A 23278-nucleotide genomic window follows, 5' to 3' on the forward strand; every position below is an offset into this window, starting at 1 on the left:
CGTCCGACGGTCACACCGGAGGACTCAGAGCGTGAAGAGCCGGTAGTGCGCGACGGTCGTGAAGCCCATCCGCCGGTAGACCGGCTCCCCCAGCCGGCTGGCCTGCAGCGTCACCATCGGCAGGTTCCGCCTGCCCGCCTCGGCGACGGCGGCAGCGGTCAGGGCTGCACCGATTCCCCGGCGCCGGTGGGCCTCGGTGGTACTGACGAGATAGATGCCGCCCACCCCGGCCCGGTCCAGCAACGCGCTGGTGCCGACGACCTCGCCGTCGACACGGCCGGCGAACCGGACGAGGTGCGCCGGTGTCTCGGCGTGCCCGGCCTCCATGGCCAGGCTCGCCTCTTGCTGGTCGGGGGCGACACCCATCGACGGGGCGTACGTGCTGACCCATTCCCGCAGGCCGGCGGCCGGCACCGTCTCGATGGTGAGGCCCGGCACCGCGCGCTGGTCCGGCACGGCGTCCACCCGGGCGGCCATCACCGGCATCGTGGCGACCTGTGTGCCGCCCGCGGCCACCAGGTCGTCGGCGAGCCCCGGATAGCTGTCCTCGCCGATCCACCACGTCGACGGCAGGTCACCGAACGACGCGGCCAGCGACCTCGCCCGCGCGAAGCCGCCCCGGGCGACGCGCAGAACGCCGTTGAGCAGCGGGTGTGCGACACCACTGCGATACATGGTCACGTCGGGGTCGTCCAACCGATACAGGTGACCGTAGCCGAGCCAGTAGTGCCGGTTGTTCAGCAGCTGAGGCGGGGTATCGCAGACGTCATAGGTCGTGCTCGGCGTCATCACCACTCCCGATGTCCGAGGTGCGGTCCGGAGGGCTCCGGAGGTGTCCCGGGCAAGATGCGTGGCGCCGCGGAAAGTGCGGAACCGGCTCAGTGACCTACATCTCAGCCGGTTGTAGCCGCCGGTAGGCAAGGCGAAGACGACGGGTACGCCCCTCCACGATGTCATGCAGCCAGACGAGTCCCGGAGGACAATGAGCCGGGTCGTGTCTTGGATTGAGGAAGTCGGTTTCCCAGACCATGACATCCCCACTGACGACGACATCGCGGACGCGTTTCCCCACGCCCGCGTGATGCGTGTACTCCATCATCCCGAGAATGGACCGCACGTCACCGACGGGACGGCCGGACATGAGGATCTCCGCATCGGGCTGAAAGACATCCGTGACGTGCCGGGCGAAGTCGCCCCGCTCCCCCGCAGCGACCGTGGCTTCGGCATCTCGACGAGCGCTCACATCCGCGGCACGCGCATCCGCGTACGCGGCGGAAGCCGCCTCCCGCAGCGCGTGCCGGAGCGCGGATCTGCCGTCCCGCAGCCGGCTGCGGACGGTGGAGACCGGCACCGCGCAGACCTCGGCGATGGCGGTGTACGAGGAGTGCTCGGTGAAGTAGCGCAGCACGGTGACCTCCCGCGTCGGCCCGGGAAGAGCGGCCAGCGCGTGCCGTACCCAGTCCCGCGTCACGGCCCGGTGAAGAATCTCGTCGGCGCCGCTCTCAGCGGCCAGCAGCGGCTCCGGGTCGGCGACCGGAACGGCCCGCGGCGAGCGCCGCAGCATCCGGCAGTTGTTACGCACGATCGCCCGCAACCAGGGGCCCGCCGCCGCCGGATCGCGCAACGTGGCCATCTTGCCCAACGCGGTGAGCACGGCGTCCTGCACCACGTCGTCCGCCTCGCCGACGGGACCGAGCATCGCGATCGCGACAGCCCGCATACCGGCCAGGTGCTCCCCGATGAGCAACGCGAACGCGTCGTCGTCGCCACGCCGTGCAGCCTCAGCAAGGTCGATCGTCACCGCGCCGACGGTACCCCGGCCACGTGACGGTGAACACCGAACACATCGACAGCGCCGCATTGCGGCACCGTTCAACTCACCCAACAAGGACAAGTTCAACCGCAAGTCCGGACAGCCTCGCGGCAGCTGCGGCGAATACCCGTTGAGACTGCCAGTTGCCAGCACCCCCAGTTGCGGGGCGTTCGAGCACATCATCGACCTCTACATCAGTCGCAACCCGGTGCAGTTCTCGCTCGTGGTCGAACTCGCCTCACCAGTCTCGGCACAGCAGTTGGAGCGCGCGCTCGCGTATCTCCAGAAGACGCATCCGCTGCTCGCCGCCAGTATCGATCGCACCGGCGACCGCCCGGCATTCCGTGCGGCGACCGAGCCGATCCCGGTCCGGGAGGTTCACCGGGCCGACTGGCGCGAAGCGGCAGCGGAGGAGCAGACGCGCCCCCTCGATGCCGACGGGAGTCCCCTGGCGCGCGCAACGCTGGTGAGCGACGCTTCCGGTGATCAGGGAACCGCCGTCCTCCTGACGTTCTCTCACCAGATCGCCGACGGACGCGGCGCGCTCCGCGCCGCGGTGCCGCCCTCTGTCCGCTCAACTGCCGCCGCACTGGTTGGTGGGCTGGGACCCGCGGAACCTGGCGTTCTCGAAGGCGAGGACTCCGCCGTCGTCGGCCGCCAGCCAGTCCCGGCCTTCGCGAACGCCGTGGCGTTCTGACCACACCCAGGGCCCGTTGATCGTAATCACCAAGCTCCGACGCGTGGCCCGCACAGCGCGTTCTCGACGACCGCATCGGTGGCTCGCTGGTGCCGCAGGGCGAGGTCCGGCCGGGTACCTGACACCGATACCGACACGCTGCGACGGCCGTCGCGGGTGACACCGTTGTCGCTTGTGTAGCCGCTGCCACCGCCCGGATGGCTCCAGTACGTGCCGCCACACGGCAGTGGCCGCTCGAACAGGCCCAGCCCGTATCTGGCCCCCGGCAGCAGCTGCTCGAACTCCTGCCCGAGTGGCATCGTCCGGGTCATCTCGGCGAGCTGCGCCGGCCGCAGCAGCCGGCCACCGAGCAGCGCTCGGAAGAAGCGGTTGACGTCTGCGGTGGTCGAGATGAACGCGGCACCACCGTCGACGATGACCTGCTCGGTGACGTCGGTCAGCTCGCCGGCATCGAACTCGTGGTAGCCGCGTGCATGCGGGCCGGGCAGTGTCGGCAGGTTGCCCGGCCACGTCGTGTCGCGCATACCGGCCCGGTCGACGACACGCCGTCGCACTTCCTCGTGCCACGGGCGTCCGGTGACCTTGTCGATCACCATCTCGGCCACGATGTAGCCGACGTTCGAGTACCGCCACGCCGTGCCCGGCGCGAAGTCGGGCGTGTATCGCAAGGTCCGCGCGAGCAGTTCGGCTGGTGTGTACACGTCGTACCGGTGCTCGTAGTAGTCGGCGGCGGTGGCGAAGTCCGGCACGTCGTCGTGCAGGCCGCTGGTGTGCTGGAGCAGGTGCCGGACAGTGATGCCGCGGCCGTCGTTGCCGTTGCCGCGGATCGCGCCCGGCAGCCACTTCTCCACCGGGTCGTCGAGGCCGACCCGTCCTTCCCCCACCAGCTGCAACACCACCGTCGCGATGAAGGCCTTGCCGGTGCTGGCGATGCGGGCCCGGCCGTTCGGCGGCACCCGGCGACCGGTCCGCAGATCGGCGACGCCCGCGGTCGCGACGACCGCGCGCGCGTTCGGGGTCACCAGACGCGCCTGCACTCCCGGCAGGCCCAGGGCGTGCACGGCTGCGGTGTCACGACGGAGCCGGTCAAGGTCGGTCAGCCGCCCGGAGCCGGCGTGCGCGTCAACGGTGACGCCGACTCCCGCGACCAGCGCGACCGCTGTCACTGCGATTCGCAAAAGTTTCATGCCCGGAAATCTAGGAATCCGCGGCGCCGCACCCCATACCGCTGGCTACCGCACCGAGGGCTACAGCTGGCTGTAGTGCGGGCCGATGATGGGTTCAGGTACAGATGTGGTCATGACGCGTCGGCGGGCCACGGCCTACCTCCTGGCAATACTCGGCACGGCGGTGGTGTCGCTGCCCGGCCTGCCGGTGCTGTGCCTGCCCGGCGTGCGCGAGCGGTGGGCCCGGTGGCACCTGCGGCTGGCCGGCGACCGGCGGTGGCACCCGGTGCGGTTCCGCCGGCACCTGTTGTGGCTGACCGTCCACCTCACGACCGGACTGCCTCTGGGACTGTTCGCCCTACTGGTCGCCGGCAACCTCGTGACCGCCGTGATCGCCATGACGCTCTGGTGGGCGTTCCCGGCCGAGGAGCCGGTCACGCTGTTCGTCGAGGTGCCGGTCGCCGGGTGGGCGACCGCGATCGGGCTCGGCACCGTGCAGTTCGCCGTGCTCGCGGCGGTGACCTACGGGACGTTCCCGGCGCTGGCCGGCGTCCACGCCCGGGTCACCCGCTGGGCGTTGACGCCGTCGGAGGCGGAACGGCTGGCCGGCCGGGTCGCCGATCTCACCCGCACCCGGGCCGACGTGCTCGACGCGCACGGCGCCGAACTGCGTCGCATCGAACGTGACCTGCACGACGGCGCGCAGGCCCGGCTCGTCGCGGTGGCGATGCGCCTCGCGGTGGCCCGGCAGGCGGCCGGCGACCCCGACCTGGTGAACCGGCTGGTCGCCGAGGCACACCAGGGCACCGAGGAGGCGATGGTCGAGCTGCGTACGGTGATCCGCACCATCTACCCACCGATCCTGGCCGACCGGGGCCTGGCCGGCGCGCTCGTCGCCGTGGCGGCCCGCAGCGGCCTACCGACCACCGTCGACGTCAGTGACCTCGGCCGGGTACCCGCAGCGGTGCAGACGGTGGCATACTTCGCGGTCACCGAAGCGCTGAGCAACGTTACCCGGCACAGCCGCGCAACTCGTGCGGGCGTCCGCGCGTCCCGTCACGGCGATCTGCTGACCGTGACGGTGACCGACGACGGCGCCGGCGGGACGGACGAAGCGCGCGGAACCGGCCTCGCCGGCATCCGTCGGCGGGCCGGCGCGCTCGACGGAACTCTTACCGTGTGCAGCCCGATGGGCGGGCCGACCGAGATCACCCTGGAGGTGCCGTGCTCCGAGCGGTGATCGCCGAGGACAACGAGTTCCTGTCCGGCGGCTTGGAGCTGATGCTCAGCGTCAACGGCTTCACGGTGGTCACGACCGTCGCCGACGCCGACTCGTTCCTCAACGCGGTCGACGAGCACCGCCCCGACGTGGCCGTCGTCGACGTCCGGCTACCACCGACGTTCCGCGACGAGGGCATCCGAGCCGCCATCGAAGCGCGGCGCCGCCATCCGGGCCTCCCGGTGATGGTGTTCTCCCAATACGTCGAGCGGGAGTACGCCACCCAACTGCTCGCCGGCGCGCCGCGCGGCATCGGCTACCTGCTCAAGGACCGCGTCAGCCGCATCGACGAGTTCATCGAAGCGCTACGCCGGGTGGCCGCCGGCGGCACCGCCTTCGACCCCGAGGTCATCGCCCAGCTGCTGACCCGGGCCAGCGACGACCCCGTGTCCACCCTGACGCCACGGGAGCGGGAGGTGCTCGCGCTGATGGCCGAGGGCCGCGACAACACCGAGATCGCCGGCCGACTGTTCATCACCGCGAACGCCGTGCACAAGCACATCAACGCCATCTTCGGCAAGCTGGGCCTGGCCCCGACCGACGGCGGGCACCGTCGCGTGCTCGCCGTCCTGACATACCTCGCAGGCCCGGGCCGCAGTCGCCTGGACTGAGGAGCGCAGCGACCGGACCGGGCTGGAACTACAGAAGACGGATCAGTCCAGCGCGGATGATCGGGCCCTCGGTGTGCAGGGCGACGCGGACCTGCTTCAGGTGCTGCCTCGTTTGTCAGGGAGAAACAGCTTCCGGCGGTGACCTTCGGGCCGGCTGTCCGTGGCTGTAGGTGGTGTGCAGGTCCGGCGGCGACAGCTGGCGGTACACCTCGTCGAGCAGGTCGATGACGGGACGGGTCCGTCCCTCCCACACGAGTGCCTCGAACTGCGCGGCACCCAGGGTTTCCCGCAGCCACGCGAACCGTTTGCGGTTGTGTCCCTCGGCCCAGCGCAGTAACGCGCCACCGGGCCGTTGCAGTAGTTCGTGAACGGCGGACAGCATGACGATCTCCTGCCGTGGCAGTCCGAGGTCGTCGAAGAACCGTGACGCGACCTGTAGTCCCAGGGCGGTGTTCCACAGCCATCCCGCCCCGTCGATACGGCGAAGCGCGACACGCAGGCATTCGGCGCCCACAGCCGGTCCCGAGAGGTTGCGGGTCGCCTCGGCACGGATCAGCGTCGTGTAGGTGAGCAGGTCGGCATCGTCGGGATCCCGCAGGATCTCGTGTACCTCGTCGCTCAGTCGGGCGGCCTGGTCGAAGTCGGTGAGCAGGAGAGCCATCAGGGCGCGTTCGGCCAGTACCGCTGCCCGTACTGCGGGCTTCAAGTTTGCGGTGGCCGGCTGGGCGCGGATCAGCAGGGCGTCGGCCCGGTTCAGGCTGCCGCAGAAGATCTCCGCGAAGGCGAGCCGGCGCAGCACTATCGCGTAGCGGTCCATATCGCCGGCTTCCTGGAACAGGGCGGCGGCCTCTTCACCTGCGGCGGTGGCCGCCTCGAGATCGCCCTGATGGGTCGCCAGCAGGGTCAACCCGCTCAGCGTCCGGGCGCGCACGGCCGGGGAGATGTCCCCGCCGCCGTGCAGCGTCGACTGCAACGATCGGCGGCGCACCGCGTGCTCGCCGGGTTCGTGCCGGTGCAGGGTCAGGGCCTCGGCGATCCGCTGCGCGGTCTGCGCGTCGCCTCGGTCGGCGGACCAGTCCATTGCCGTGCGGAACTGCTCGATCGTGGCGCCCACCAGCTGCGCGGCCGTGCCGTCGCCTTCGAGCTGCTGGCGCGGATCGTCGGCGATCGCCACCACGAGCGCGGCGTGCCGGTCCCGGGCGTGATCGAGGTCGCCGTGCTCGGCCAGTTGCTCGGTCCCGTACGCCCGCAGTGTTTCCAGCATCCGGTAGCGGCCGGACTCCTGGTTCAGCAGGGATTTGTCGACCAGCGCGGCGACGATGGCCGCGGTCGTGGCGGGCGGGTGGAGATCGGCGGCCAGTTTCTCCGCCCAGCTGAGCTCGAACCGGCCGGAGAAGACGCTCAGCCGGGCGAACAGGCGGCGTTCGTCGTCGTTGAGGAGCTGGTAGCTCCAGTCCATGACGGCGTGCAGGGTGCGGTGCCGCGGCTCGGCTGTGCGGCTGCCCCGGAGCAGATGGAAGCGGTCGCCGAGCCGGGCCGCGAGTTCGTCGCTGGTGAAGGCGTTGGCGCGGGCTGCGGCCAGTTCGATGGCCAGGGGCAGACCGTCGAGGTCCCGGCAGATCGCGGCGACCGCCGTGGCGGTCCTGTCGGTCAGCGCGAAGCCGGGGCTGGTGGCGGTGGCCCGCTCCACGAACAACCGGACGGCCGATGATCGGCCGGCCGACTCCGCGGTGGCGGCGCCGGCTTCCGGCATGGCCAGGCCGGGCAACGGGAGCAACGCCTCGCCGGTGACGCCGAGCCGTTCCCGGCTGGTGGCCAGGATCCGTAACCTGGGGCACCCAGCCAGCATCCGCTCGGCCAGCCCGGCGGTGGAATCCAGCAGGTGCTCGCAATTGTCCAGGATCAGCAGGCCGTCGACGTCACGGAGGTGCTCGGCAACGGCGTCCAGCCGGGGACGGGTGCCGTGCGGCGGCACGCCCAGCGCGTCAGCCACGACGTCCGCCAGCAGGTCCGGCTGGGTCACCGCGGCGAGTTCGACCAACCATGCGGCACGGCCGGCGCCGGCTTCCACGGCGAGCCGGCTCTTGCCGGCCCCGCCCACGCCGGTCACGGTCACCAGCCGATGCGTCCGGAGCAGGCGCCGGACCGTCGCGACCTCGCTGTCGCGGCCGACGAAGGTGGTCAGCGGCCGGGGCAGGACCCCGACCGGAACCGGCACGTCCGGGGTCGACTCCAGGTCCGGGCGCAGCAACTGCAGGTGCAACCGTTGCAGATGCTCCCCGGGCTCGGTCCCGAGCCGCTCCACCAGCTCCCGACGGGCGGTGTCGAAAGTGGCGAGGGCCTCGCCGAGCCGGCCGGACCGGTGCCGGGCGAGCATCAGCTGACCCCACAGCCGCTCGTTGAGCGGATGCTCAGCGACCAGCGCGACCAGTTCGCCGATCAGCTCATGGTGCCGGCCCTCGGCAAGGTCGGCGTCGACACGCGCCTCCACCGCACGCATCCGCAGCTCCTGCAACCGCGCGATCTCCGCCTCGGCGCCGGGCAGGTCGGCCACCTCGGCCAGCGCCGGACCGCGCCACAGGGCGAGGGCCTCGCGCTGCAGCCGGGCCGCCCGGCGGTGATCGCCGGCCTGCGCCGCGCGGGACCCGGCCTCGACCAGCCGCTCGAAGCGTTGCCCGTCCAGCGCACCGTCCGCCACCCGCAGCAGATAGCCGCCCTCGTGCGTCTCCAGGTCCGGCACCGGCCGGCCGGCGACCTCCCGCATCGCCCTGCGCAGCTCGGCGATCCGGCCGTACAGCAGCTCCGTGGCCCGCGCCGGCGTTTCCTCCCACAGCATCTGCGCGAGGAGGCCGGTGGAGACCACCGTGTTGGGTCGGATCAACAGCGCGGCCAGCAGCGCACGGTGCCGAGGTCTGCCGACCGGGACCGGCGCGTCCGCGTACCGGACCTCCAGTGGACCCAGAACGCCGTAGCCGAACCCCATGACGTCGATCGCCAAGGCCATCCTCACACTGGAGCAGCAACGCTGAGGAACTCCGCGAGGCAGCCTACCCATTATTGACTTGCTCGTCCAGAACAAGGAGCGCTGGACGAGTAAGTCAATTGCCGATCAGCTCGGGCGGTCCGGAGGCCACGATGATCGAGCGGATTCGCGCGGGGACCTACGGCGTCCGGTTGCACGCACGGACCGCCTGGCCCCACTCAGCGGGCGCAGTCGAAATACCAGACGGTCGACCCACCGCGGGACGGGTCGAACCACCGGGGGACCTGCCGCCCGTGCTGATCGGCAAGCTCGGCGAGGCTACGCTCCGCGAGGCGCCACCCGTGACCGGCCAGCCAGTCGTGCGGAGGGGTCGGCGGCCCGCTGCCGAACAGGCTGAGCACGCGGCCGACGCCGTCCTCGGCGAACTCCTCAGCCAGCAGACCCGCCCGCAGCGACGTGGCCACCTCGATGCCGAGGTGGCTGCCCGGCGCGGAAAGTTCACCGATCCGGCTCAGCATCAGGTCAAGTTCGGCGCGGCTCAAGTAAATCGTGAGCCCTTCGGCCAGCCAACCGGTCGGCCGGGACGGGTCGAAACCCGCGGCGGTCAAGGCGGCCGGCCAGTCGTCGGCCAGGTCGATCGCAACCGGCGTACGCTCGGCCGTCCGTTCCAGGCCCGCGGCGCGGGCCACGTCCTCCTTCAGCGCCAGGATGGCGGGCCGGTCCAGCTCGAAGACGCGCCGCCCCGCCCAGGGCAGCCGGTACGCACGGCCGTCCAGCCCAGCGCCCAGCAGCACGATCTGTTCGACGGGCACGTCGGTCAACAGCCGGTCGTGATGCAGGGTCCGCACGGTGACCAGGTCGCCCATCAGGCGAGTCAGGCCCGCCATCTCGCTCGGCATCTCGGAGAAGCGGGGCGCCTGCCCGGGATGGGCGAGTCCGAGGTGGACCAGGACCGCCTCGGCCAGCGGGTCCCGGAAGGCGGGCGCCGCGGACAGCGACTCGGCGGCCCGCTGGGCGGCAACCAGGACGGCCGTCCACGCGACACCGTCCGGGAGAGGTGGGGTATTCATAGCTCTCACCCTCGCAGCCGAACCTGCACACCGCCTACAGCCATGTACAGCCGGCGTGAAGGTCACCGCCGGAAGCTGTTCCTCCCTGGCCGTGTCGTCGGCGCGGGAATGTCCGGAATCTAGGCATTGTACAAGCTGCGCGGTATGGGCTTGACCGTCCATCCGCCGGCTCCATCGGGTAGGCACGTCAGGGGCGGAGGGTCCAGCGCTGATTCGTGCCGCCGTTGCATGACCAGAGGATCAGCTTCGTGCCGTTGGCGGTGGCGGCGTTGTTGGCGTCCACGCACAGGCCGGACTGGACACTGGAGATGCTGCCGTCGGAGTTGACGTTCCATTGCTGGTTGGTCCCGCCGTGGCAGTCCCAGATGATGACCGCGGTGCCGTTCGTCGAGCCGTTGCCGTACGCGTCCAGGCACTTGTTGCCGTACACCGTCAATTGTTTGCCGGGGCCGTAGGCCCACCGCTGCTTGGTGCTGCCGTCGCAGTCCCACAGCTGCACCTGGGTGCCGTTGGCGGTCGTGGCGTTGGGCACGTCGACGCACCGGCCGGACTGGCTCCCGACGAGCTGGCCGGCCTGCGGGGAGCCGCCGCCGCCCTGCTGCCGGACGAGCGACCGGGACTCGGCCGACCGGTTGCCCTGGGCGTCGAGGACGAAGAGGCGGTAGTCGCCCGGCGACGAGGGAACTGCGATCGAGGTGGCGTTGCCGGCGGCCGATGTCATCGTCGGCCCGGCCGTGAAGGTCGTCGTGCCGGACGGCGCCAGCCAGATCGTCCGGGTCGCGTCGCCGGTGCTACGGACGGGGATCATGGAGCTTCCGCTGACGACGAAGGTGCTGGCGGGCAGGACGTGATCGGGCAGCACGCGCGGGGCGAGGTCCCGGAAGGGCTCCTGCAAACCGGAGTTCACCGCGATGGCGTACGCCGCCGCCGGCCAGACATAGTCCGACGACACCAGGATGTCCTGCACGGTGCTGTTGGGCAGATTCTTGTTCGAGACCTTGTTGATCGGCCCGTACGTCTGCGTGATGCTCAGATCGTGCTTGCGGCCGAAGTCGTCGGAGTTGATCAGCCAGGTGACGTTCTTGTCGACGCTGAGGACGTTGTTCCGGAAGGTGATGTACGCCGAACCCTCGTCCGGGTGCAGGCCGTACTTGTGGCCGGCCGGAACGCCCTGCAGATAGTTGTCGGTGATGGTGGTCCCGGGCTGGCTGCCGAGCGTGTAGATCGGAGCCGTGTCGCTGAGGCGCTGCACCGTGTCGATGATGTGGTTGTGGCTGATCGTGTTGTTCCGCGCCGTCGTGGTGGGACGGTTCGGCGCGATCGAGCCGGATGACCCGTCGAAGTTCCACCATCCCCAGCCGAGGGTGATGCCGGACCAGGGCGCCTTCTCGATCCGGTTGTGCTGCACGGTCAGGGTGTCGACGAAGTACGCCGACAGGGGGCTGTGACCGTTGAAGAGCACCGCGCTGTCGTACAGGTGATTGTTCTTGATCTCGATGTTCTTCGGCAGCCCTTCGACCTGGACCGGGTACTTCTCCCGGTTGGTGGACGTGTGGTCGCCGATGTAGACGTGCTGCGGGTGACCGACCACCACCGCGGATCCGGCCACATCGTTGGTGTGGTTCCCGATCAGTTGACTGCCCTGCACGTCGTTGACCAGGCTGATCCCGTCGGCGCCGGTGTGCTGGACGCGGTTGCGCTGCAAGAGGATCCCGTCGGCGTTCTGGACCTGGATCATGCCGGGGGTGACGTCGACGTTGCGGTAGTAGTAGACGTGGAAGTTCTGCTTGGCGTACGCGAGCGCGCCGAGATTGCCCTGCTGCGCCTGCTTGAACGACGATCCGGCCACGGTGAACAGGTTCCAGTCGGAGTGCTGGACGGTGAGGCCGGAGAAAGTGATGTTGCGGGCGTGGCTGCTCGTCGAGGTGCCCGAGACCCGCAGCAGGGTGGTCACGTTGTTGGGTGCGAAGACCGACGCGGCCGGCATGTTCTCGGAATCGGCCTTGTAGTAGTACAGCGTCCGGCTGGTCTTGTCGAAGAAGAACTCGCCCGGCGCGTCCAGGAACTCGTAGGCGTTCATGACCTTGTGGGAGCCCCCGACCTGCGCGTTGCCGTTGAAGGCGCCCTGGGCGATGGCCGCGCCCGGCTGCTGGAACAGCGCCACCCGGCTGCCGCCCTCGGTGGTCACCTGACGCACCCCGACGATGGCCGAGGTCCAGGTCGTCGACGTCTCGATCTCGATGTCATCCTGGTTGGCCGCGATGGCCGGGAAGTCGGAGGTGCTGTATCGGGAGCCGGCGCACTGCGACCCCGATTCCCACGCCCACGCGGCCTGCCCGGCGGTGATCGTGTACGACCCGTGGCAGCCCGACGAGGCGATCGTCTTCGAGGCCATGGACGCCCGCTTGTCGTTGACGTAGAGCGCGCGCAGCTTGTTGGCCCGGTCGAGCGGGGCCTTCCAGATGTTGCCGGTGTGCTGGCTCCAGCCGGTCACCCGGGTGCCGCCCTCGAGAATCGGGTTCTCACCGGGATAAGCGGCGTAGATGATCCGGTAGTTGTTGGTCCCGGAATCGCCCGGCCCGAATTCGATGGTGCTGCCCACGGGGTAGCTGCCGCCGCGCAGATACACCTGGATGTCGCCGGTCATGTTCACGTTGACGGTCCGGACCACGTCGCGAGCGCGTTGCAAGGTCCGGAAGGGTGCCGAGAGCGATCCGGGGTTGGCGTCGTCCCCGTCGGCGGCGACGTAATAGGTCGCCTGAACCGCGGCGGCGGCGGGAGCGCCGTGGCCGGCCACACCCACCGACGTGGCGGCGATGACCATCGCGGCTGCCAGCAACGACTTCCCCAGACTCTTCACGTGGCGCTCCCTCGCTTCATCCAGGACCGATCTGGCAACCATTGAGCGTCGACAATATAGACAGATGATTTCACGCTTTACAAGACAGCAACGTTAATGGAGGTACGCCCACCCGTAGTTCCTCTGCGTAACACTTTTTCAACGGCTTTTCATGAAGCGTCAAAACGCTCGGTATTCGCCGGCGACCGGGCCCGTCGAAGCCGACTGCATCATGTCCCCGCTCTGCTGGGCCGCGTCACCGCCGGGCACCGTCTGTCGCGGGGGCGGCGCTGGGCGTCGGCGCGCACAGTTGCCCGTGGACCTGCAGGGCCGACTGCCGCCCGCGTCATCAAGGTGTCATGCGTCCGAGTCGCCGCGTACGTACTGGCCGGTCACCGTGGGTGTAGGCCGTCGGCTGCGTACCGCCGCCGATGGCGCGATACGAAGGGAGCTGTGATGAGGCTTCGCGACCTACGAGCACTCGTCTTGATGGCTGCTGTTCTCGTTCTCATGATTGCCGGCATAACCACCGCGGCCGTCCTCGGATCGGTGCCGGGCATCGTGCTGGCGGTCATGATCGGCACGCTGGTCCTGTCGTATGCCGTTCGCCATGAGGCTCGACCGGTCTACGTCTACCGCCGCCGTGACTGACTCAGCCCCTGCGCGAAGAGGCGGACCGTTCCTCGGGCCAGTCCGGATGTCGAGGGGCGATCCGTCCGCCATGGAGCCGTGATATGAACCTTACCGATTGGCAGATCCTGGCGCTCGCCGTCTTCTTGTCGCCCGTTGCGGTAACCGGTCTGTTGCTGGCCGGCAGCCGTGGGCACTGGCCGGTCGTGGTCGCCGTCGCCGTGGCGGTCATCGTTGTCGCCATGGACCGCGGGAGACGTCATCAGATTCGGAGCCGTCGGAGTCCGGCACCCGAGGACCAAGCTCAGCAGGAAACCCGAAGCCGGACATAAGAGAGATCTGACGAGGCGAAGTCGCCCGCCTCGTCACAGGTGAGCAGGACGAGGTCAACTGACGTCGGCCGCGTACTGTCATCCGACCGTCATACGACCGCACCGGCGGCGCCATGGACGGCGACGATGCTGGTTGAGCGGCGCCGGCCCGGAGCCTCAGCCCCATCCCGGCCCCCCGAGAACGGCCGGGGCACCGGACGACGACACTCCGCCGCCGGACATCTGTGCACGGACGCACCGGTTCGGGTGTCCGTGCACAGATGCGGTGGTCCCACCACAGCATCTGTGCACGGACCTCGCGTTCGTGCCGTCCTTTTCGGCGGAACTGCGGACGTCGGCAGCCGAGCATGACGGTGCGATTCGAGGCCGTTCCACAGCACCATGTCGGACGGGTGTTTCAAGGACGATGGGTGAGGCCCATCAGTCACGCCGCTGGAGCGCGCGGACCCGGCGATGCAGCACACCGTGCCAGGCCGGCGCTTCCGCTTCCTGGTCGAAAGCCCGCGCAACGACGACATCCGTCGACGAGTGCAGCAGAATCGACATGACGATCGTCAACGCGACAAGGTGGAAGATCTCGTTACCGGCGGTGATGCCGGACTCCAGGACCAGCAGGCCGTAGACCACCGAGGCGAAGCCCTTCGGGCCGAACCACATCGCCGCAGCCTGTTCGCGTAGGCCGAGGCCGGAACGCAAGAACGACAGCCACAGCGCGGCGGGACGGGCCACGAAGATCGCCAGCACGGCGAACAGCCAACCGGTCCAGGAGATGTCGGCGAGGAACTCCAGCGAGATCAGCGCGCCGAACACCAGAAGTGCGGCCAGTTTGAACAGCTCGGCGATGTTCTCCCCGAAGTGCTCGAAAGCGGCGCGCTGCCGAGGCCCGAAGGTGGCCACGGTGATGCCGGCGGAGAATGCGGCCAGGAACAGGTTGGCGTGGGTCGCCTGTGCCACGCCCAGGACCAGCAGACCGATCGCCAGACCGTTGAGGGGTTCGTAGGCGGTGGAGGCGGAGAAGAACCGGGAGCGTTCCAGCAGAATCGCTGCGACGGGGATCGCCACGCCCACCACCACACCCAGTGTCACCTCCAGAGCCAGCTCACCGAGATGCAGATCGTCTGAACCGGCGGCGACGGCCAGGAACACGATGACGAACGGCAGCGCCAGGCCGTCGTTGACGCCGGACTCGACGTTGAGCAGGTGACGCAGCCGGGCCGGGACCTTGTCGTTGCCGACCAGCGCCGAGGCGAACACCGGGTCGGTGGGAGCGAGGATCGCCCCGACCAGCAACGACTCCGCCCAGCCGAGTCCGGCGACGTAGTGCGCGGCGACTGCGGTGATCAGCAGGGTCAGCGGTAGTCCCCAGCCCAGCGCCCGGCCGGGCAACCGCCACGCCGACCGCAGATCGGCCCAGCCGACCCGCATGCCGTCGGTGAACAGCACCGCGAACAGTGCCAGTTCGGCCAGGGTGCCCACGATCGGCGTATCAGGATGCACGTCCAGCACGCCGGTGGTGTCCGGGCCCAGCACGAAGCCGGCGACAAGGAACAGAACCGCGGTGGACAGAATCGTCCGGTTCGCCAGCGCGGACACCAGAACCGCCGCCATCAGGACGGCAGCAAAGGTCAACAACAGCACAGAGTCCTCCACGAGCCGGACGGCGGGACGGTCGGTTCATCGGCGTCCCGATCGCGTGCTCAGGTCATCCGCGCGGGGTGCGATGCCGGTCAGCACTGTATCGGCCTCGGACTCACCGGCGCGGACGGAGGGTCTCCCGCGCGGGCATGACCCCCAGCTGACACCGCCATGTGCTGTCACGCCCTCGGCTGCCAGGCGGACCACAGTCACCGGCGCGGGCTTCCCCACCCGTCGCCGGAGCAACGCTCACATGGATGTGGCCCCGACAGGGCGGCGAGATACGGCTCGCACAGGCTGCACGCCCTTGAAACCCTGCCGGGAACGGTGCACCCACTCAGGGTTGGCCGGTGCCGTCCTTGGACTCCGCCGCCGAGCGGCGCAGGAAGTTCCACACAGCGAAGGTAAGCGTGCCCCACAGTCCGACTGCCCCTATCAGCAGCATGATGACAGCACTGGTACCCATGTCACCCTCCGATCGTTTCCGGAAGTTCCTCGTGCCGGCGCAGCCTCTGCAGTACGAACGCCAGGACGAGAGTCAGCCCCACGACGCCCCAGCCCATCACCAGCAGGCCGCTGAGCGGATAGTCCTCGTAGCGGTTGGTGATCTCCTGGTAGATGTTGATTGCCGCCATCACCGACAGCAGTGCCGGCGTGATCACCATCAGGGAGATGGTCCACCACCAGCCCACCCGGAGGTAGGAGTCCCGGTTGATGTGGGCCTGGAGCGGGCCGAGCTGACGCGCGATCCAGGCGATCAGGATGACCTCGGCCAGTCCGGCGAGGATCAGGCCGAAGTTGTTCACGAACCGGTCGACCACGTCGAGGTAGTACAGCCCGCCTCGGGTCACGTAGATCATGCTGAGCAGCGCGGTGATCCCACAGGTGATGTTGATGGCGGTCGTGCGGGACAGGCGGAACTTCTCCCGGACACCGGCGACCGCGCATTCCATGATGGACACCGCAGAGGTCAGCCCGGCGAACAGCAGGGCGCCGAAGAACAACGCGCCGAACAGCGAGTTGAGCCCCGGCATCTCGTTGATGATCTGCGGGAAGGCCACGAAAGCGAGCCCGACGCCGCTCTCCACCACCTCAGTGACGCCGGTGCCCTGCTGGGTGGCGAGAAAACCCAGCACCGAGAAGACGCCGAGGGCGGCGAGAAACTCGAATCCCGAGTTGCTCATGCCCACGATGACGGCACTGTTGGACAGATCGCTGCGACGCGGCAGGTAGCTGGCATAGACGATCATGACGGCGAAGCCGATGCTGAAGGAGAAGAACACCTGACCGTAGGCAGCGACCCACACCTGCGCATCGAGCAGCGCCCCGAAGTCCGGGGTGAGCAGGACATTGAGCCCGGAAGCGGCTCCCGGCAACGTGAGCCCGCGGATGACGATAGCCAGAATCATCACGACCAGCGTGGGGATCAGGATCTTGGCTGCCAGCTCAATGCCCCGGCGTACCCCGCGGCGCAGGATCAGATAGGTCAGCGCCCATGCCACAGCGACACTGAGCAGCACCTTCCACTGGATGCCGCCGACCGACCAGAAGCTGTCCGTGGTGCCCAGATAGGAACCGAAGAAGAAGGCGTTCGGATCGTCGCCCCATCGGGAGCCGAACGAGTAGTAGAAGTAGCTGAGCACCCAGCCGAGGATCACGACGTAGTACGTCATGATGATCAGCGAGATACCGATCTGGAACCAGCCCAGCCATTCGGCCTTTCGGCGAACCCGCCGGAACGCGAACGGGGCCGCATGACGGTACTTGTGGCCGAGGGAGTATTCCAGGATCAGCACCGGCACCGCGGCGGTGGCGATGGCGATGAAGTAGGGGATGAGGAAGGCACCCCCGCCGTTGTCGTACACCACGTACGGGTAGCGCCAGATGTTGCCCAGCCCGATCGCTGAGCCCACCGCCGCCATGATGAACCCGAGTCGGGTGCCCCACTGTTCTCGCGGTTCCGCGACAGGGTCTCCGCCGGCCACGTGCTCCCCCTTCGAGATAGTTGGACCGAATGGGTGTCGCATGGATCGATAGGGATCCAGTATGGGGCGCCGCCGGCCGGAGTGCACGGCTCACCGGTGGTCACGCCGATCCGGCCGGGCACATCGCCCGCCGTCCACGCTGGGGCCGCCGAGCCGCACCGAGCGCCACTGGGGCGCCCTTGCCTCCGCCGCCCGGCCGGCCGGGCGGCACGCGTGAGAATGCAAGATACGTTCTCCTCATGCCGAACCCGGCACGGAAACATGACGGTTCCGTGACAGCTCTCGGCAAACCACTTCCTTTAATACGTGGCGGTAGAACTTCGGTGGTCGAAGCGGCACGGACGTGACACGATCGGATGATGGATGTGGTGTTGTGGGTTGTTGTCGCTGTGGCGCTCGCCGTAGCGGAAATCTTCACGGCCACCCTCTTTCTATTGATGTTCTCGGCGGGCGCATTGGCGGCCGCGGCCGCCGCCGGCCTCGGTGCGCCGGTACCGCTGCAGGCTGGTGTGTTCGTCGCAGTCTCAGCGCTGACCCTCGCAACGGTCCGACCGTCGCTGCGCCGTCACCTGGCCAAACCGGGGCCGGTGGGCATGGGCGTGGAGGCGATGCAGGGCGCCGCCGCCGTCGTCGTGGAGCAGGTGGATGTCGATAGCGGCATGGTGAAGATCGACGGCGAGTTGTGGCAGGCGCGTTCCCTCGAAGGTTCCGTCACTTACCCTCCCGGCGAGCGGGTCAGGATTGTCGAAATCAACGCGGGCACAGCGGTGGTCTGGCGAGACGATCTGTCCGGCACGACTGGTCTTCTACCCTAGAACGCCCCGCTCATCTATTCATAAAGGGTGGTTCGCGTACAGGGATGCCGTCGCCGGTGTCATCATTGCTGTTGTTGTCTTGTTTGCCGTCATTGCCCTTGTGAAGGCTGTCCGGATCGTTCCGCAGCAGCGGCACGATGTGGTGGAGCGGCTGGGTACGTGCGACGTACGAGATCGCGAACTTCTTGCAGGCGATCGAGCAGTTGACGGTTACGACGCTGCGTAATGTGATCGGTTCGCTGGATCTGGAGCGGGCGTTGACCAGTCGTGAGGAAATCAACCGGCACCGGATTGGCCGACATGGTCGGCGACCTGCCGACGGGCAAGGTCGACGCCGCCGCGGTCGAGCGGGAGGCGGCTGAGGCGGCTGAGGCGGCGGCTCAGGAGGCCGCTGCGGTGAACGCTCAGGTCCGTGCGGCCGAGGCTCAGGTCTCCGGGTCGGTCAACGGTCAGCCGAGCCGCCCTCTGCCGGCGGGCGAGTTGAGCGGTCGTCCCCAGGACGACGCCTGACTGGGCGGCAAACAGGTGTGCTCACCACGACGGAAAGGATCGACCGATGGCATCGCGAAGCACCACACCGCTGGTGAAGCTCAGTGACAGCAGGAAGATCCTGAGTGATCCGGCTCAGGATCTTCGTGGCCGTACCGTGTGTGATGCGGCCGGCGAGGCACTCGGCGAGGTCGACGATCTGTTGATCGACGAGGCAGAGCGGGAGGTCCGCTTCCTGCAGATCACGCATGGCGGCATTCTCGGCTTCGGCGCGACAGCGTCGCTGATTCCGACGGCCGCGGTGACGCGGATGACCGATGACACGTGTACGTGGGCGCATCACGCGATCAGGTGGCCGGTGCTCCACGATACGAACCCACCCTTGTGGACGGTCAAGAGGCGTTCGACGAGTTGTACGGCTACTACGGGTACCTACCACGGTAGGCCGTCGCGGTCATTCCAGCGCTGGAGGACGGCCGCGGGCCGACGCCGGTCATTGGCGATACGGCTCGCGGCGGTCCTGGAGTCGCCGGTGATGCCCGGTTCTGACCTTGGAGCGATTCATGCGCATGATTTCCTGCTGTGCCTGCGCTGGCGAGTGATCAACGTGACTTGGGCGTGGCCGGAGACTCATGACTCGCGAGCATACGAACGGCACGGTCGGCCAGGTCGGCGTCCACCTGCAGATCGAAGTGTGCGGCAGTGAGGATCGGCTCGGTCAAGAACGATCGTCGTCCGCGGGTGGCCACGTAGCCCAGCAAGGCCGCGACCGCGCCGAGAACAGCACCGAGAAGAGCGGCGTTGACGACCAGCCACCACGTCGCCACGGATGGGGTGACAAGGTTGAACAATCCGAGCAGCCATCCGGTGAGGCCGCCGATGGCGAGGCCGGTTGTCGCGCCGCGCCTGGTCACCTCGGCCGTGGACAACAGGCCGGTGCCCCGCTCGACGAAGGTCAGCTCCCGTCCGACGATTGTCGTGCGGTCGGCCGGGAAGCCGGCATCGGTCAGGTTCTGCAAAGTCCGCACGGCACTGTGGTGATCCGAGTGGACCGCGATCACCCGCTGGGCGACGCCGACGTGGGCGGGGGCCACCGAAGTCGCCTGCGGTTGTGCCGGAATCGACGAGCTCTGTTGTGAGAATCGATCGTCGGTCATGTCGTCCTCCCCTTCGTCAACCTTCACGTCTCCTGCGGAGGTGGACCGAAAACCGGTCGCGTCGAAACGTCACGAACTCGAGAAACTGCTGAGCATCAGCCGTCACGGTGTCGCAGCGGCGACTGTGCTGCGGTGCCGTGTGCGGCGTGCACCACCCAGCGGCCCGCCGCCGTCACACCGGATGCTCGGTGAGGGGAGCGGTGGCGTAGTGAATTGTCTGGGCCACGATGCGTCCGTCGTGGACGACGTACGAATCGACCCCGTCATGCACCTCGGTGTCAGTGTCCGCGCAGCGGCCGGACCAGATGAGCATCCCAACCTCTCCCCTGGTCAGCACCTGGCGGTATCGGTAGTCGCCGTCGGGCAGGTACCGGCGCAGCACACCGGCGAGTGCCCGCACCGCCTCGGTGCCGTGGTGTACTCCTTCGGCGGACAGCAGCGCCACGTCCGAGTGATAGTTGTCGCGAATATCGCCGTCGAGGTCACCGGACTGTCGACACTTCAGGTGAGCCTCCAGAACCTCACGGGTGCCTCGCGGCGTCCCGCGCTTGTCGTCGGCATTCATGGTTCCTCCGATCGGTCGATACGTGAGGTGCCGGGCCGCGGACGCCGCGGCGTCCGCGGCCCGGCACCTCGAGCCGTCAGTACATGCCCATGCCCCGGGTGGCGACCATGGGGTACGGCACGGTGGAGGCCATGCCCGACGTGGTGTAGGGCGGGTACCCGTAGTAGCCGTACACCTGACCGTAGAACTCGCGCTCGTCGGTCAGCTCCGGGTCGTAGCGTGGCGCCTGGGCGACCTCGGCGCCGGCCCGCCGCAGATGGACGTCCTCGTCGGTGATCCGGCTGATGGCCTCCACCGGTACGAACGACGGCGTCGCTCCGAAACCGAGCACCCCGCCGTGCTCGACGCGCAGCATCCGGACCTCGTTGGTCTCGTTGTCGATGAGCAGATCTTCGATCTTGCCGATCTTCTCGCCGTTGACGTCCCTGGCCGTGCGCCCGCGAATGTCCTCCGCGGGATTTGCGATGATCAGATCGGTGTCACTGAGCTTCAGCATCTGAGCTGCGTGGTTCGTCACTGTCTCGATCCTCTCTTGATATTCGTGCCGGACGCCCTTGATCAGTCCCTGCCGCGCCGGATCGCGGCCATGACCTCGCGGGTGGAGACCGTCAGCGCCACGATGACCACCGCAAGCCCGGCCCAGTTCCGCTGCATGATCACGATCGGCAAGCACAGCAGTGTGAGCAGCAGCATCACGATGACGGCAAACCGCGCCCGTCCACTGCTACGCATCAGCTGTCCCCATCGGAAGGCACGCCGGGTGAGACATGGACGTGATCATCATGTGTCGTGTCGCTGTCTGGCATGGCTTCCCAGCTTCAATCCGCGACATGGCGAAGCGGTCGCGGATCCATGACGATTCACCGACGATCTGTCACGTCGATCAGACGCCGTAACCGCGGCGTCTCGCGCTATGGCGCCACGTGCAACCGGGTAGGCCCCCCGCCATGATGAGGATGAGAGCAGTGATCGTGGCCGTCGTCACGATCGTCGTGACAGCCATGGCGAGCGGGTGCCAGACCGAAGATCCACAGGCGGTCCCCAACGATCCCCAGGCGCCGTTCCAGGAGAGCCTCATGGGCACCAACGCGCGCGTCGGTCCGATACAGCTGATCGGCGTGCATGTGGACGCCCCACCCAACGTGCGATACCGGCCAGGGGACGAGGCCCGGCTCTGGTTCACCGTCTTCAACGAAGCACCAACCGCCGATGTGCTGCGCTCGGTCAGCAGCCCGGCCGCCGGCACGACGAAGATCCGTTGGGATGCCGACTGTGACGGTACCGCCGCCGACGTTGCCGCCTTGACGCTGCGGCCGGTACAGCCCAACCCGGCCACGGCGCCTCCTGGCGTCCCCCCGTTCGACGCCTATCACGTCCAGCTGCTGGCGCTGGACCGGGAGATCCTCGCGGGCACCACCATCCCGGTGACGTTCGCCTTCGACCGTGCCGGTTCCGTCACCGTGGAAGCGCTGGTGCAGCCCAGCAACGCTGTCCGGCCGGAGCCGAGCAACCGGTGCTACGCCGGCACGTCGGCGGCCCCGGCCGCCGTCGAGCCGTCCGGGTCCTGACCCACGGCGCCGCGCATCATGGGCCGCAGCTGTGCTGCGGGCCCATGGAGAAACCGTTCCCAGCCATCAGAAGGGCTCAGTACGATGACGTCGACCAGTTTCGTCACCGCCTTGGCCGTGGGCCTCACCCTCGGTGTCGCCGGCGTACTCGTCGTTCCACACGGACGCATTCGGATCTGCACGCCGGCCGCGGCGATCGCTGCGGTCCTGCTCGGCACGATGGTCGCAAGGATGGCCGGCCTCGGCATCGGGCGGTTCAGCCCGGGCGAGCTGATCGTTCAGATCGTCTTCGGCCTCTGCGCCGTGGTTCTGGTCGCGGCTGTGGCCGATCGGCGATCGTCACGACACAAGAGTCGTGACGACGCTGCCGGCGCCGGGCCGGGCAGACGGCGATGAGCCCTCTGCCCGGCCGAATCCGCGCCGCCGTGCCGGTTGGCGATACCCGCCCTCGTCGAGGCGTTGAGACAGAACCGCTGGATACGGCTTCGGAATGAAGCACATCTTCGCCCGCTGCCGTTTTGTCACTCCACCCGCAGGACCACGAAGGCGATGGAATCCAACGACCGCACGACGCTGCTGAGGCACGCGAGGTCGACCGGCTTGGTGGCGTATCCCTGCACCGGCAGGTCTTCTCGGCGCAGGATGCCCTCAGCGACAGGCGAATCGACCAGCAGGATCACCGGCACCGTGGCCGCCGAGTGTTCCCTGAGGTGACGCAGGAGATGGCGGCCGTCGCGGCCGGGAAGGTTCAGGTCGAGCAGAATGACGTCTGGCTCCGGGACATGCGCGTACGGGGCGTCCCGGCGCAGGAACGCCTGCGCCTGCGCCACGGTGTGAACCGTGTGGACCCGGTTCAGGACCTTGTAGGTCTCGAACGTCTCGCGGGTGAAGAGCTCCTCTGCCGGATCATCCTGCACCAGGAGGAACTCGACCGTGCTGGCCCCCGTCAACGGTATTGCCATGAGTGGTCGGCGAGCATCCGACCGACTGTAGATCCTCTTTCACACAGCTACCGCACAGGATCATGACGATCAGATGACGCCGGGCCCGACGTCGTCACGAAGCTGACACGTTCTCGTGTGCCCTTCGCGCAGCTGGGCCCATACCGTACGGCTTGTGCATCATCCCGGACGGCGACAGGTGGGTCTCATGACTGGACGGTTCCGCGGCACGGCGACACGACTCTGGGCGGTGCTGACTCTGCTGGCATGCGTGGCGGCGTCCGGCTGCGGTGCGTTCGACAAAACGGAGCAGGCGGCCCCGGAACCCTCGCGCAGGCCACCACTGGACACGATGCAGGCCAGTGATGCGGGCGACCAGCTGACGGTCACGGCCGTGGTGACCGGCGTGTCGTCGCCCCGGTCCTTCACCGTGTACGACGCGGACCTGCCCGAACCGGGACTGCTGGTCCTCGCGACGACAGCTGTCCGGGCACAGGACCTGGTCACGGTCACCGGATCGGTGGTCGTGTTCACGTTCACCCGCTTCCAGGACCGGTATGACCTCGGTGATCGGCGGGTGTACCGCCGCTTCGAAAGCCGCAAAGCTCTGGTCGCGGACGAGGTGCGTTCCTGGGCCGCCTCCGCGCGTCCGGTGAGCGGCACGGGGTAGTGCCCCTGAGTGCTGACCGTTCCACCGACGTCA

24 protein-coding genes and 1 pseudogene are annotated in these 23278 nt (G+C 68.4%); 11 read left to right on the forward strand and 14 right to left on the reverse strand.

Translation table 11 applies throughout. The features are described 5' to 3' along the window. Positions 1-24: 24 nt before the first annotated feature. Both Aau02nite_RS23840 and Aau02nite_RS23845 read right to left on the reverse strand, forming a co-directional pair. Positions 25-789, reverse strand: a complete 765-nt coding sequence (locus tag Aau02nite_RS23840; protein ID WP_212990777.1) for a GNAT family N-acetyltransferase — start codon at positions 787-789, stop codon at positions 25-27. A 97-nt stretch (positions 790-886) separates the two neighbouring features. Continuing rightward, positions 887-1801: an RNA polymerase sigma factor gene (locus tag Aau02nite_RS23845; RefSeq protein ID WP_246595386.1), complete on the reverse strand. Its 915-nt coding sequence runs from the start codon at positions 1799-1801 to the stop codon at positions 887-889. On the opposite strand from Aau02nite_RS23845, the gene Aau02nite_RS46645 reads away from it, so the two are divergent. After that, the gene (locus Aau02nite_RS46645; protein WP_246595387.1) at positions 1740-2510 is read left to right on the forward strand and encodes a non-ribosomal peptide synthetase family protein; all 771 of its coding nucleotides are present in this window, start codon (positions 1740-1742) and stop codon (positions 2508-2510) included. The genes Aau02nite_RS23845 and Aau02nite_RS46645 overlap by 62 nt on opposite strands. A 26-nt stretch (positions 2511-2536) precedes the next feature. On the opposite strand, the gene Aau02nite_RS23855 is transcribed toward Aau02nite_RS46645, so the two are convergent. Then, positions 2537-3697: a serine hydrolase domain-containing protein gene (locus Aau02nite_RS23855; protein WP_212990779.1), complete on the reverse strand. Its 1161-nt coding sequence runs from the start codon at positions 3695-3697 to the stop codon at positions 2537-2539. Between the two features lie 112 nt (positions 3698-3809). Between Aau02nite_RS23855 and Aau02nite_RS23860 the strand changes: the two genes are divergently transcribed. Then, positions 3810-4916: a sensor histidine kinase gene (locus Aau02nite_RS23860; protein ID WP_246595388.1), complete on the forward strand. Its 1107-nt coding sequence runs from the start codon at positions 3810-3812 to the stop codon at positions 4914-4916. Between the two features lie 41 nt (positions 4917-4957). Further along, positions 4958-5566 carry a LuxR C-terminal-related transcriptional regulator gene (locus Aau02nite_RS23865; RefSeq protein WP_246595402.1) on the forward strand — a complete coding sequence of 203 codons (609 nt, stop codon included), beginning with the start codon at positions 4958-4960 and terminating at the stop codon, positions 5564-5566. Between the two features lie 115 nt (positions 5567-5681). On the opposite strand, the gene Aau02nite_RS23870 is transcribed toward Aau02nite_RS23865, so the two are convergent. From Aau02nite_RS23870 to Aau02nite_RS23880, 3 genes are all read right to left on the reverse strand, one after another. Beyond that, positions 5682-8570: an AfsR/SARP family transcriptional regulator gene (locus Aau02nite_RS23870; RefSeq protein ID WP_212990780.1), complete on the reverse strand. Its 2889-nt coding sequence runs from the start codon at positions 8568-8570 to the stop codon at positions 5682-5684. A gap of 197 nt (positions 8571-8767) precedes the next feature. Further along, complete coding sequence (locus Aau02nite_RS23875) at positions 8768-9619, reverse strand: SAM-dependent methyltransferase (RefSeq protein ID WP_212990781.1); 852 nt, start codon at positions 9617-9619, stop codon at positions 8768-8770. A 187-nt stretch (positions 9620-9806) separates the two neighbouring features. Then, positions 9807-12443, reverse strand: coding sequence for a ricin-type beta-trefoil lectin domain protein (locus tag Aau02nite_RS23880; RefSeq protein ID WP_438841169.1), 2637 nt, complete (start codon positions 12441-12443; stop codon positions 9807-9809). 471 nt (positions 12444-12914) lie between these two features. Here Aau02nite_RS23880 and Aau02nite_RS23885 point away from each other — a divergent pair, with 471 nt between their 5' ends. Further along, complete coding sequence (locus Aau02nite_RS23885; RefSeq protein ID WP_212990783.1) at positions 12915-13109, forward strand: hypothetical protein; 195 nt, start codon at positions 12915-12917, stop codon at positions 13107-13109. A gap of 731 nt (positions 13110-13840) precedes the next feature. On the opposite strand, the gene Aau02nite_RS23890 is transcribed toward Aau02nite_RS23885, so the two are convergent. The 3 genes from Aau02nite_RS23890 to Aau02nite_RS23895 all read right to left on the reverse strand — a co-directional run bounded on the left by Aau02nite_RS23890 (position 13841) and on the right by Aau02nite_RS23895 (position 17082). Further along, the gene (locus Aau02nite_RS23890) at positions 13841-15028 is read right to left on the reverse strand and encodes a cation:proton antiporter (RefSeq protein WP_212990871.1); all 1188 of its coding nucleotides are present in this window, start codon (positions 15026-15028) and stop codon (positions 13841-13843) included. A gap of 364 nt (positions 15029-15392) precedes the next feature. After that, positions 15393-15521 carry a hypothetical protein gene (locus tag Aau02nite_RS47445; RefSeq protein WP_281421015.1) on the reverse strand — a complete coding sequence of 43 codons (129 nt, stop codon included), beginning with the start codon at positions 15519-15521 and terminating at the stop codon, positions 15393-15395. 1 nt (position 15522) lies between these two features. After that, a complete protein-coding gene (locus Aau02nite_RS23895; RefSeq protein WP_281421016.1) occupies positions 15523-17082 on the reverse strand; it encodes a sodium-dependent transporter in 1560 nt (519 codons plus the stop codon). Between the two features lie 317 nt (positions 17083-17399). Between Aau02nite_RS23895 and Aau02nite_RS23900 the strand changes: the two genes are divergently transcribed. The 4 genes and pseudogenes from Aau02nite_RS23900 (at position 17400) to Aau02nite_RS46660 (ending at position 19050) form a co-directional block, all read left to right on the forward strand. Next, entirely contained in the window at positions 17400-17855 is a 456-nt protein-coding gene (locus Aau02nite_RS23900) for an NfeD family protein (RefSeq protein ID WP_212990785.1), read from the forward strand. Positions 17856-17871: 16 nt separating this feature from the next. Beyond that, a pseudogene (locus tag Aau02nite_RS46650) lies at positions 17872-18151 on the forward strand (SPFH domain-containing protein); the annotation flags it as partial. Beyond that, positions 18123-18365 carry a hypothetical protein gene (locus Aau02nite_RS46655; protein WP_246595403.1) on the forward strand — a complete coding sequence of 81 codons (243 nt, stop codon included), beginning with the start codon at positions 18123-18125 and terminating at the stop codon, positions 18363-18365. The pseudogene Aau02nite_RS46650 and the gene Aau02nite_RS46655, both read left to right, overlap by 29 nt. Positions 18366-18411: 46 nt before the next feature. Beyond that, the gene (locus Aau02nite_RS46660) at positions 18412-19050 is read left to right on the forward strand and encodes a PRC-barrel domain-containing protein (protein ID WP_246595390.1); all 639 of its coding nucleotides are present in this window, start codon (positions 18412-18414) and stop codon (positions 19048-19050) included. Here Aau02nite_RS46660 and Aau02nite_RS23915 read toward each other — a convergent pair. The 4 genes from Aau02nite_RS23915 to Aau02nite_RS23930 all read right to left on the reverse strand — a co-directional run bounded on the left by Aau02nite_RS23915 (position 18947) and on the right by Aau02nite_RS23930 (position 20762). Next, positions 18947-19501: a general stress protein gene (locus tag Aau02nite_RS23915; RefSeq protein ID WP_307857944.1), complete on the reverse strand. Its 555-nt coding sequence runs from the start codon at positions 19499-19501 to the stop codon at positions 18947-18949. The two genes, Aau02nite_RS46660 and Aau02nite_RS23915, sit on opposite strands and share 104 nt — an antisense overlap. Positions 19502-19673: 172 nt before the next feature. Then, the gene (locus Aau02nite_RS23920; protein ID WP_212990787.1) at positions 19674-20066 is read right to left on the reverse strand and encodes a nuclear transport factor 2 family protein; all 393 of its coding nucleotides are present in this window, start codon (positions 20064-20066) and stop codon (positions 19674-19676) included. 76 nt (positions 20067-20142) lie between these two features. Further along, a complete protein-coding gene (locus Aau02nite_RS23925; protein ID WP_212990788.1) occupies positions 20143-20562 on the reverse strand; it encodes a PRC-barrel domain-containing protein in 420 nt (139 codons plus the stop codon). 62 nt (positions 20563-20624) lie between these two features. Next, complete coding sequence (locus tag Aau02nite_RS23930) at positions 20625-20762, reverse strand: hypothetical protein (RefSeq protein ID WP_212990789.1); 138 nt, start codon at positions 20760-20762, stop codon at positions 20625-20627. 260 nt (positions 20763-21022) lie between these two features. Here Aau02nite_RS23930 and Aau02nite_RS23935 point away from each other — a divergent pair, with 260 nt between their 5' ends. After that, positions 21023-21634, forward strand: a complete 612-nt coding sequence (locus Aau02nite_RS23935; RefSeq protein WP_212990790.1) for a copper chaperone PCu(A)C domain-containing protein — start codon at positions 21023-21025, stop codon at positions 21632-21634. A gap of 117 nt (positions 21635-21751) precedes the next feature. Next, positions 21752-22030: a GlsB/YeaQ/YmgE family stress response membrane protein gene (locus tag Aau02nite_RS23940; RefSeq protein ID WP_246595391.1), complete on the forward strand. Its 279-nt coding sequence runs from the start codon at positions 21752-21754 to the stop codon at positions 22028-22030. A gap of 125 nt (positions 22031-22155) precedes the next feature. Here the strand turns inward: Aau02nite_RS23940 and Aau02nite_RS23945 are convergent, their stop codons facing one another. Further along, positions 22156-22596 (reverse strand): response regulator, encoded by a 441-nt coding sequence (locus Aau02nite_RS23945; protein WP_212990792.1) that lies wholly within the window; start codon positions 22594-22596, stop codon positions 22156-22158. A gap of 187 nt (positions 22597-22783) precedes the next feature. Here Aau02nite_RS23945 and Aau02nite_RS23950 point away from each other — a divergent pair, with 187 nt between their 5' ends. After that, positions 22784-23245 carry a hypothetical protein gene (locus Aau02nite_RS23950; RefSeq protein WP_212990793.1) on the forward strand — a complete coding sequence of 154 codons (462 nt, stop codon included), beginning with the start codon at positions 22784-22786 and terminating at the stop codon, positions 23243-23245. Positions 23246-23278: the final 33 nt, after the last annotated feature.

Source organism: Actinoplanes auranticolor, assembly GCF_018332655.1.
Taxonomy (GTDB): domain Bacteria; phylum Actinomycetota; class Actinomycetes; order Mycobacteriales; family Micromonosporaceae; genus Actinoplanes; species Actinoplanes auranticolor.

Bases quoted from the DNA above. Each gene is read 5' to 3' on its own strand.
- Aau02nite_RS23890 (WP_212990871.1), bottom strand. From the start codon at position 15,028: ATGGCGGCGGTTCTGGTGTCCGCGCTGGCGAACCGGACGATTCTGTCC.
- Aau02nite_RS23855 (WP_212990779.1), bottom strand. From the start codon at position 3,697: ATGAAACTTTTGCGAATCGCAGTGACAGCGGTCGCGCTGGTCGCGGGA.
- Aau02nite_RS23935 (WP_212990790.1), top strand. From the start codon at position 21,023: ATGAGAGCAGTGATCGTGGCCGTCGTCACGATCGTCGTGACAGCCATG.
- Aau02nite_RS23875 (WP_212990781.1), bottom strand. From the start codon at position 9,619: ATGAATACCCCACCTCTCCCGGACGGTGTCGCGTGGACGGCCGTCCTG.
- Aau02nite_RS23880 (WP_438841169.1), bottom strand. From the start codon at position 12,443: ATGGTCATCGCCGCCACGTCGGTGGGTGTGGCCGGCCACGGCGCTCCC.
- Aau02nite_RS46660 (WP_246595390.1), top strand. From the start codon at position 18,412: ATGGCATCGCGAAGCACCACACCGCTGGTGAAGCTCAGTGACAGCAGG.
- Aau02nite_RS23925 (WP_212990788.1), bottom strand. From the start codon at position 20,562: ATGCTGAAGCTCAGTGACACCGATCTGATCATCGCAAATCCCGCGGAG.
- Aau02nite_RS23895 (WP_281421016.1), bottom strand. From the start codon at position 17,082: ATGCGACACCCATTCGGTCCAACTATCTCGAAGGGGGAGCACGTGGCC.
- Aau02nite_RS47445 (WP_281421015.1), bottom strand. From the start codon at position 15,521: ATGGGTACCAGTGCTGTCATCATGCTGCTGATAGGGGCAGTCGGACTG.
- Aau02nite_RS23900 (WP_212990785.1), top strand. From the start codon at position 17,400: ATGGATGTGGTGTTGTGGGTTGTTGTCGCTGTGGCGCTCGCCGTAGCG.
- Aau02nite_RS23945 (WP_212990792.1), bottom strand. From the start codon at position 22,596: ATGGCAATACCGTTGACGGGGGCCAGCACGGTCGAGTTCCTCCTGGTG.
- Aau02nite_RS23840 (WP_212990777.1), bottom strand. From the start codon at position 789: ATGACGCCGAGCACGACCTATGACGTCTGCGATACCCCGCCTCAGCTG.
- Aau02nite_RS23920 (WP_212990787.1), bottom strand. From the start codon at position 20,066: ATGAATGCCGACGACAAGCGCGGGACGCCGCGAGGCACCCGTGAGGTT.
- Aau02nite_RS23870 (WP_212990780.1), bottom strand. From the start codon at position 8,570: ATGGCCTTGGCGATCGACGTCATGGGGTTCGGCTACGGCGTTCTGGGT.
- Aau02nite_RS23915 (WP_307857944.1), bottom strand. From the start codon at position 19,501: ATGACCGACGATCGATTCTCACAACAGAGCTCGTCGATTCCGGCACAA.
- Aau02nite_RS23860 (WP_246595388.1), top strand. From the start codon at position 3,810: ATGACGCGTCGGCGGGCCACGGCCTACCTCCTGGCAATACTCGGCACG.
- Aau02nite_RS23885 (WP_212990783.1), top strand. From the start codon at position 12,915: ATGAGGCTTCGCGACCTACGAGCACTCGTCTTGATGGCTGCTGTTCTC.
- Aau02nite_RS23865 (WP_246595402.1), top strand. From the start codon at position 4,958: ATGCTCAGCGTCAACGGCTTCACGGTGGTCACGACCGTCGCCGACGCC.
- Aau02nite_RS23950 (WP_212990793.1), top strand. From the start codon at position 22,784: ATGACTGGACGGTTCCGCGGCACGGCGACACGACTCTGGGCGGTGCTG.
- Aau02nite_RS46645 (WP_246595387.1), top strand. From the start codon at position 1,740: ATGAGCAACGCGAACGCGTCGTCGTCGCCACGCCGTGCAGCCTCAGCA.